The 8,148-nt window shown below is 69.1% G+C and carries 7 protein-coding genes; 6 read left to right on the top strand and 1 reads right to left on the bottom strand.

Annotated features, from left to right (window positions below; all coding sequences use genetic code 11):
• Positions 1 to 265: 265 nt before the first annotated feature.
• The 6 genes from secE (at position 266) to rplA (ending at position 6,725) form a co-directional block, all read left to right on the top strand.
• Positions 266 to 463, top strand: coding sequence for a preprotein translocase subunit SecE (gene secE, locus HUU95_RS03580; protein WP_174278848.1), 198 nt, complete (start codon positions 266 to 268; stop codon positions 461 to 463).
• A gap of 18 nt (positions 464 to 481) precedes the next feature.
• Positions 482 to 1,021, top strand: coding sequence for a transcription termination/antitermination protein NusG (gene nusG / locus HUU95_RS03575; RefSeq protein WP_174278847.1), 540 nt, complete (start codon positions 482 to 484; stop codon positions 1,019 to 1,021).
• Positions 1,022 to 1,193: 172 nt separating this feature from the next.
• Positions 1,194 to 1,463, top strand: a complete 270-nt coding sequence (locus HUU95_RS03570) for a hypothetical protein (protein WP_174278846.1) — start codon at positions 1,194 to 1,196, stop codon at positions 1,461 to 1,463.
• On the top strand, positions 1,439 to 5,368 hold the full coding sequence (locus HUU95_RS03565) for an Eco57I restriction-modification methylase domain-containing protein (RefSeq protein ID WP_174278845.1): 3,930 nt from the start codon (positions 1,439 to 1,441) through the stop codon (positions 5,366 to 5,368). Before HUU95_RS03570 ends, HUU95_RS03565 begins: the two co-directional genes overlap by 25 nt.
• A 235-nt stretch (positions 5,369 to 5,603) precedes the next feature.
• The gene (gene rplK / locus HUU95_RS03560) at positions 5,604 to 6,035 is read left to right on the top strand and encodes a 50S ribosomal protein L11 (protein ID WP_174278844.1); all 432 of its coding nucleotides are present in this window, start codon (positions 5,604 to 5,606) and stop codon (positions 6,033 to 6,035) included.
• A gap of 3 nt (positions 6,036 to 6,038) precedes the next feature.
• Positions 6,039 to 6,725, top strand: coding sequence for a 50S ribosomal protein L1 (gene rplA / locus HUU95_RS03555; RefSeq protein WP_174278843.1), 687 nt, complete (start codon positions 6,039 to 6,041; stop codon positions 6,723 to 6,725).
• Between the two features lie 159 nt (positions 6,726 to 6,884).
• On the opposite strand, the gene HUU95_RS03550 is transcribed toward rplA, so the two are convergent.
• The coding region (locus HUU95_RS03550; protein ID WP_174278842.1) for a Ppx/GppA phosphatase family protein at positions 6,885 to 8,148 on the bottom strand (1,264 nt) is incomplete at its 5' end.

Genomic DNA, 8,148 nt, shown 5'->3' with positions numbered 1-8,148 from the left:
GCACCCCGCCAGCGCCGCCGAGCGCGCGCCCGGCGGCAGCGCCTCGATCCGGTCGAACGCCGCCAGCGCGCATGCCCAATGCTGTTCGTCCCCCGCGATCATGTCGCCCCCCAGCGTCCCCCGGCAGGAGCGTACGCGCGCGGCTCCCCGCCGTCGAGTCCCGCCTTGCCTCCGCGCCGCGCGCCCGCTACATCGCGATCATCCCCAATCGTCGGGTCCTGTCCTCAGCCGCCCGGCGGCCGACGGGTCCTGCCCGGAGCAAGCGATGGCCAAGACCACTCCCGCCCAGTTCGCGCGCCAGGTCGAGGCCGAGCGCCGCAAGGTCGCATGGCCGACCTGGAAGGAGACGTGGCTGACCGCGCTGATGGTCGCGATCATGACCACCGTCCTGGCGGTGTTCTTCCTGGGGGTAGACAGCGTGTTCGAGGGCGTGGTCACCGCGCTGCTCAAGCTCGCGCAGTAGATATAAGGGAACGACGCGATGGCGCGCTGGTACATCATTCATGCCTATTCGGGCTTCGAGGGCAAGGTCCGCGATGCGATCATGGCGGAGGCGACGCGGCTCGGGCTGGACACGCTGGTCGAGCAGATCGAGGTCCCCACCGAGACCGTCACGGAGGCGCGGCGCGGCAAGAAGATCGCGGTGGAGCGCAAGTTCATGCCCGGCTACGTGCTCGCCAAGCTCGACATGAACGACCAGGTCTATCACCTCGTCAAGAACACGCCGAAGGTCACCGGCTTTCTCGGCCCCAACGGCAAGCCGCAGGCGATCAGCGAGACCGAGGCCGGCCGCATGCTCCACACCAAGGAGGAAGCCGCCGCCAACGCGCCCAAGCAGAAGGTCAAGGTCAACTACGAGATCGGCGACGCGGTCAAGGTGCTGGACGGCCCCTTCGCCTCGTTCAACGGCACGGTCGAGGAACTGGACTTCGACAAGAGCAAGGTGAAGGTGTCGGTATCGATCTTCGGCCGCGCGACGCCGGTGGAGCTGGATTTCGAACAAGTCGAACGAAGCAAGTGATCAGCGCCAGCTGATCACCGGGCACAGCCTGCCCGGCGGGCGGGTCGGCGCAGGCTAACCCGTCCGACGATGCGGGCTTCAGTCCCGCGTCCCTTCTTCAACCTTGTTTCGCATGCCGCATCGCCCTGCCCCGCCTTGCGTCATCCCCGACCACCGGTTCTAAGCAAGCGCCATGGCCGGCAACCTGTTCAGCAACTATTTCCTCGACGAGGGCATCGCGCTCCAGACCGGCTGGGGGATCGACCCCGCCGCGCTGGTTGCCGCGCGCGAACAGGTCGCCGGCCTGATCGCCGACTTCGCTGGGCGAGCGGCGCCCAGCGAGGCCAACACCGAACGCGACCTGATCGACCCGCTGCTGGCGCTGCTCGGCTGGCGCTTCTCCGTCCAGGAAAGGCGAGCCGGCGGGGGCGCAGCGACGTGCCCGATTACCTGCTGTTCCTGACCGACGAGATCAAGGCCACCGCCGCGCGCCTGCCACAGGCGGCCGACCGCTACGGCCTCGGGGCGTCGCTGGTCGAGGCGAAGGCCTGGAGCCTGCCTCTCGACCGCGCCGGCGCCGACCAGGCCGGAGCGCCGTCCACGCAGGTGCTGCGGTATCTCGGCACGGTGGGCGTGCAGTCCGGCGACGCGGTCCGTTTCGGCATCCTCACCAACGGGCGCCTCTGGCGCCTGTACGACAACAAGGCCCGCTCGCGACTGGAGGGGTTCGTCGAGATCGACCTGATGGAGGCGGCGGGTCTGGTCATGCCGGCCACCGGTGCCGGACCGGACCATGCCGATCGCATGCTGGCGCAGTTCCTGTTCCTGTTCGGTCGTGATGCGTTCGCGCCCGACACGGGCGGCGACACCCGGCTTGCGCGCGCTATCGCCGCCAGCCGCGACTTCGAGGCGCGCGTCACCGACGACCTGGCGGACAAGGTGTTCGCGGGCGTGTTCCCCGACCTCGCCAACGCGCTGGCCTTCGCCGATCCCGGTCGCCCCGCCGCGCTGACGCCCGCCTACCTGGCCGAACTGCGCGAGGCGACGCTGACCTGGCTCTACCGGCTGCTATTTGTACTCTATGCCGAGGATCGCAGCCTGTTGCCCACCCGCGCGCGGCGTGACGGGCTATGGTCGATGCGCAACGACGTCGCGCGCTCGATCGACGCCGGTGAGGCGCTCTCCGCACGCCGCACCAATCACGACGGCGATCTGCGCGCGCTCTGGGCTCAGATCGACGGCGGCGACGATGCGATCGGCCTGCCGCCGTACAATGGCGGACTGTTCCGGCCGGGTCGTTCGCCGCTGCTCGATCGCGCGGTGATGCCCGATGCGGCGGTCGCGCCGCTGCTCGACGCCCTGTCGCGCGAACGACTGGGCGAACATCCGCGCTTCATCAACTATCGCGACCTGAACGTGCAGCACCTCGGCTCCGTCTACGAGCGGCTCCTGGAGTTCGATCTGGCCGAGGTCGACGATCGCATCGCCGCGCGCCCGCAGACCTTCGCGCGCAAGACCAGCGGCAGCTATTATACCCCCGAGGAGCTGGTGCTGCTCGTCATCCGGCGCACCGTCGGCCCGCTGCTGGCGGAGCGCGAGGCGGCGTTCGCGGCGGCGGTGCAGACAGAGGCCGGCACGGCGCAGGCGCGCGAGGCGCCGGCCTATCCGCTTGCCCGGCTGCGCGATCACGATCCCGCGAGCGCGTTCCTGATGCTGCGCATCGTCGATCCCGCGATGGGCTCGGGTCACTTCCTCGTCAGCCTGGTCGACTACTTCGCCGATCGGACGATGCTCGCGACGGAGGACGCCGCCGCCGCCGTCGGGTTCGGCGAGTATCGCTCGCCGCTGCTCGACCGGCTGGAGGCGATCCGCACGCGCATCCGCACGCAAGCCGCCGAGCATCGCTGGCGGGTCGAGGAGGATCAGCTGGTCGATCGCCAGCTCGTCCGCCGGATCATCCTGAAGCGCGTCATCCACGGCGTCGACAAGAACCCGATGGCGGTGGAGCTGGCCAAGCTGAGCCTGTGGCTGCACACCTTCACCGTCGGCGCGCCGCTATCCTTCCTGGATCACCACCTGCGCTGTGGCGACAGCCTGTTCGGGGAGTGGGTCGGCCCCGGGATGACCACGCTGGAACAGGGCGGCCTGTTCGTCGCCGACGACCTGAAGGCGGCGCAGCGCTCGATCGTCGAGATGGAGATGGTCGAGGAGCTGACCGACGCCGACATCGTCGAGGTGAAACAGTCGGAACAGGCCTTTGGCGAGCTGGAGGCACGGACCGCCGCGCTCGCGGGCAAGCTGGCGTTGCTCCAGGGTTACCGCTGGATCGGCGAGTCGACCGAAAGCGCGCTCAAGCGCGCCAAGGCCTTGCAACGGGAGGCCGATCGCTCGACCGACCCGAAACAATCGTTCGATCTCGCGCGCCAGGCATGGGAGATGAAGCGCAAGGGCAGCGCGCTCGACGTGCTGCTCGGCGGCCAGCTCGGCGAGCTGACGGCGGTGCTGGACTTCTTCTACGGCCGTGTCGCCACGCTGCCCGCCGGCACCAAGCCCGACGACCCCGCGCTGGAGCCGCTCGCCGCCGCCGCCGAGATCGCGCGCACCGCCAACTTCCTGAGCTGGGAACTCGCCTTTCCGAACGTCTGGCGCGACTGGCGCAGCGCTCGGCCGACCGGCGGCTTCGACGCGGTGATCGGTAATCCACCATGGGACCGGCTGAAGATGCAGGAGGTGGAATGGTTCGCCGCCCGCGAACCGACCATCGCCTACCAGACCAATGCCAGTCAGCGAAAGGCGCGGGTCGCGGCATTGCGGGCCATGGAGGACCCGCTCGCCGCGCAATATGATCGCGCCAGCCGCTTCGCGGCGATGGCGGGACGAATGGCCAACCTGCCCGCCGATCGCGGCGGCGACTTCCCCTTGCTCGGCGGTGGCGACGTCAACCTCTACTCGCTGTTCGTCGAGCGCGCGCAGCGGCTGGTCAGGCCCGGCGGCATCGTCGGCCTGCTCACCCCCAGCGGCATCGCCGGCGACCTGTCCGCCAGCCGGTTCTTCAAGTCGATCAGCACCACCGGCCGGCTCGGCTGCCTGCTGGACTTCGCGAACCGGCCCGCCAGCGGCATCGCGGAGTTCTTCCCGGACGTGGACAGCCGGTTCAAGATTTGCGTGATCGTGTTCGGCGGCGGTGAGCGCCGCTTCCCGGCGGCACGATGCGGTTTCTTCCTCGCGGGCACCGGCAACGCGGCGCTTGACCAGGCGACCTTTCCGCTGACCCCCAACGACTTCGCGGCGGTGAACCCCAATTCGGGCACCGCCCCGGTCTTCCGCATCCGCCGCGATGCCGAGCTGACCACTGCGATCTATGGCCGCCTGCCGGTGCTGGTCCGACACGCTGCCAATAAAGCGACGCGGGATGTAGCAGCATGGCCGGTGAGATATCGACGCATGTTCGACATGACCAACGATAGTCACCTGTTCCGGACGCGGGCGGATTTGGAGGCGGATGGGTGGTATTCGAAGCAGGGCACTTACGGCCTGAGCAAGGGCGAGGCACGTGCCGTCCCGCTCTACGTCGGCCGAATGTTCTGGCAGTTCGATCATCGCGCCTCCAACGTAACGGTAAACGAGAAAAACCTGCACAATCCGGCGAACAGCGAAACCGTGACCGTCGCCGAGAAACAACGCTGGAGCTTTGAGCCCGAACCACAATATTGGGTCGATTGGGACGACGTGAAGCCGCAGCGCACTTGGACGCTTGCCTTTCGTGACATCGCTCGACCGACCGATGCACGAACGATCATCTCTGCAGTGTTGCCCGGCACCGCGTACGGCAACACGGCCGGTCTGATATTGCTGGACGATCCGCGTGACGTTGGCTGTCTGTCTGCCAACCTCAACTCGATGGCTCTCGATTATGTTGCACGGCAGAAGCTGCAAGGCACTCACGCCAATTGGTACATCATCGAGCAACTCCCCGTCATCCCACCCGACGCTTACACTCGCACCTTCGGCCCGCTCACCGCCGCTCAGATCGTCGCGCGCGAGGTGCTCGCGCTCACCTACACCGCGCACGACATGGCGCCGTTCGCGCGCGACATGGGCCATGTCGATCCCGCCACCGGCGAGGTGCTGCCCCCGTTCCGCTGGGACGAGTCCGATCGGCGCCAGCGGCGCGCGCGGCTGGATGCGCTCTATTTCCACCTTTACGGCATCGGCCGCACGGATGCCGACTACATCCTGTCGACCTTTCCCATCGTCCGCCGTCACGACGAGCGCGATCATGGCCGCTTCCTGACGCGCGACCTGATCCTGGCGCACATGGCCGCGCTCGACGCGGGCGATCCGGACGCGACGATCGTGCTGCGCTGACGGGCGACTGTCCCCTTCCGCCAGCCGCAGGATGCCGCCGCACCGCAGGCCGGAAGAAGGCGGCGTTCTCGCGCCGCTGGGCGGGGGTGAGGGGCTGGCCATGGCGAGCGTGCCGCGCGCCCGATCCCACATTGCAGGCGCGGCCTTTTTCGCCTATCCGAGCGCGCTTCCATGCACATCGCTGGACTTGATCGCGGGAGGGCTTGCGCCCGCTGGCACCGCTAAGAGGAAGTTTATGGCCAAGAAGATCACCGGATATATCAAGCTGCAGGTGCCCGCCGGCTCCGCCAACCCGTCGCCGCCGATCGGGCCGGCGCTGGGCCAGCGCGGCGTCAACATCATGGAGTTCTGCAAGGCGTTCAACGCGCGCACCGGCGAGCAGGAAAAGGGCACGCCGCTGCCGACGGTGATCACCGTCTTCGCCGACCGAAGCTTTTCCTTCGAGACCAAGACGCCGCCCGCCACCTATCTGCTCAAGAAGGCCGCCAATTTGAAATCGGGCTCCAAGGAGCCGGGCAAGACATCGGCGGGGACGATCAAGCGCTCGGCGGTGGCCGAGGTGGCGCAGGCCAAGATGGCCGACTTGAACGCGAACGACCTCGAGTCGGCGACCAGGATCATCGAAGGCTCCGCTCGCGCGATGGGCCTGCAAGTGGTGGAGGGCTGAACGATGGCCAGCAAGAAGCAGAAGACCTGGACGATCGATCCGGAACAGCTCCACGGCGTCGACGAGGCGATCGCGCTCGCCAAGGGCAACGCCACGAGCAAGTTCGACGAAACGATCGAGGTCGCCCTCAACCTGGGTGTCGACCCCCGCCATGCCGACCAGATGGTCCGCGGCGTCGTCACCCTGCCAAAAGGCACCGGCAAGACGGTCCGCGTCGGCGTGTTCGCGCGCGGGGCGAAGGCGGACGAGGCGCGCGCGGCGGGGGCGGACGTGGTCGGCGCGGAGGACCTGATGGAGGTCATCCAGGGCGGCACGATCGAGTTCGACCGCTGCATCGCGACGCCCGACCTGATGGGCGTCGTCGGTCGGCTGGGCAAGGTGCTGGGCCCCAAGGGGCTGATGCCCAACCCCAAGCTGGGCACGGTGACGATGAACGTCGCGCAAGCGGTCAAGGACGCCAAGGGCGGCCAGGTCGAATATCGCGTCGAGAAGGCCGGGATCATCCATTCGGGCATCGGCAAGGCATCGTTCCCCGCCGCCGATCTGCGCGCGAATTTCGACGCGCTGGTCGGCGCGGTGGTGCGCGCCAAGCCGACGGGCGCGAAGGGCAAGTACGTCCGCAAGATCGCGGTGTCGTCGACGATGGGCCCGGGCATCCGGGTCGATGTCGCGGAGGTCGCGGGCGGCTGACGCTTGTCACCCCAGCCCAGGCTGGGTCGACGGATGCCGGCTTGCGCGGTCGAGACGATCAGGGCCGGGAGCGATCCCGGCCTTTTTCACGTGCTTCGCTCATCAGGATTATTCTCGATCAGGCTTGCGCAAGACTGAAGCGCTGGAGAACGGAACGACTTAACCGATCACCGGCCGCCGCTGCATCGCCGCCGCCAGCGTCTCCAGCCGCTTGACCACCGCCTCGCCGCCCAGTGCCGGATCGGCGAGGCGCAAGGTCAGCCGATCACCATCCTGCGTCAGGCTCGCCTGCGCGAGCGGTCCGGCGAGACCGGCCGACAATCGCTGCCCCAAGCGGATCGCCAGGCCCCAGCGGATCGCGACCGCCAAGGCGACGGCGGACGCAAGACGCGGCAGCGGTTCGGGCGAGCCGGCGCCGCCCAGCGCGGCGAACAGCGCCTGGGCGAGACAGGCGCGGCCGGCGGCATCGATCGCCACCCAATCGCCATGCAGCGCCACCTCCAGCGCGCGTTCGGCGCGGAACTCCGGATTAGCGCGCCAGCCGACATCGGCGAGCAGACAGGCGGCATGGCGCAGCCGCTCGTCCGCATCGCTCTCGCCCGCGAACAGCGGCGCGATCCAGCGGTGCAGCACGTCGCCATGTTCGGGAAACCGCCCGGCCAGCCGGCCTTCCTCGCGCGCGGCGACGATCAGCGGGTCCTGCGCGCGGACGGACCTGGCCAGGCCGGCGAAATGCAACCCCTCGCGCAGTCCCGCGGCCGAGGTGATCGCCTCGCTGCCGCCCAACTCGCGCAGCAACGTCGCGAGCAGCGCGGTCGCGTCGCCCAGGGTCGCGGCGCGCGCGGCGGAAAGACCGGGCACGGCGCGGAACTGCTGCTTGGTCAGGCGGGGCAGCGTCCGCGTCAGCTCGGTCACCGTGTCGGGGGAGAAGCGGTAGCCGTGGATCACCGGCAGCGGGTAGCGCGTGCGATCCATGTCGAGCCGCGCCAGCGCCCGCCATGAGCCGCCGACCAGGTAGAAGGGCAGGCCTCGTCCCCGCCCCGCCCAGCCCGCCTCCTTGAGCATCGTGGCGAGCCGACGCGCGAACGCCTCCGGGCCCTTGGCGCGCAACGCGGGCAGGCGCAGCACGCCGAGCGGAAAGGATGCACGGTCGGTGACGGTCCCCGCGACGACGCGGACCAGCTCCAGGCTGCCGCCGCCCAGATCGCCGACGATGCCGTCCGCGTCGGGAATGGCGGACAACACGCCATGGCCGGCGGCCTCGGCCTCCTGCTCGCCCGACAGCAGCTCGACCGCCAAGCCGAGGTCGCGCGCGGCGGCGATCAGCTCCTGGCCGTTCCCCGCGTCGCGGACGGCGGCGGTGGCGACGGTGCGCAGCCCCGTCACCTCCATCGCCCGGGCGATGGCGGCGAAGCGGGCCAGC

This window comes from Sphingomonas bacterium (assembly GCF_903643065.1).
Taxonomy (GTDB): domain Bacteria; phylum Pseudomonadota; class Alphaproteobacteria; order Sphingomonadales; family Sphingomonadaceae; genus Sphingomonas.
The sequence above is the reverse complement of the archived record's forward strand: the minus strand, read 5'-3'. Positions and strand labels throughout refer to the sequence as shown.

Excerpts from the sequence above, each read along its gene's own strand:
- nusG (WP_174278847.1), top strand. The coding sequence starts at position 482 with ATGGCGCGCTGGTACATCATTCATGCCTATTCGGGCTTCGAGGGCAAG.
- rplK (WP_174278844.1), top strand. The coding sequence starts at position 5,604 with ATGGCCAAGAAGATCACCGGATATATCAAGCTGCAGGTGCCCGCCGGC.
- rplA (WP_174278843.1), top strand. The coding sequence starts at position 6,039 with ATGGCCAGCAAGAAGCAGAAGACCTGGACGATCGATCCGGAACAGCTC.
- secE (WP_174278848.1), top strand. The coding sequence starts at position 266 with ATGGCCAAGACCACTCCCGCCCAGTTCGCGCGCCAGGTCGAGGCCGAG.
- HUU95_RS03570 (WP_174278846.1), top strand. The coding sequence starts at position 1,194 with ATGGCCGGCAACCTGTTCAGCAACTATTTCCTCGACGAGGGCATCGCG.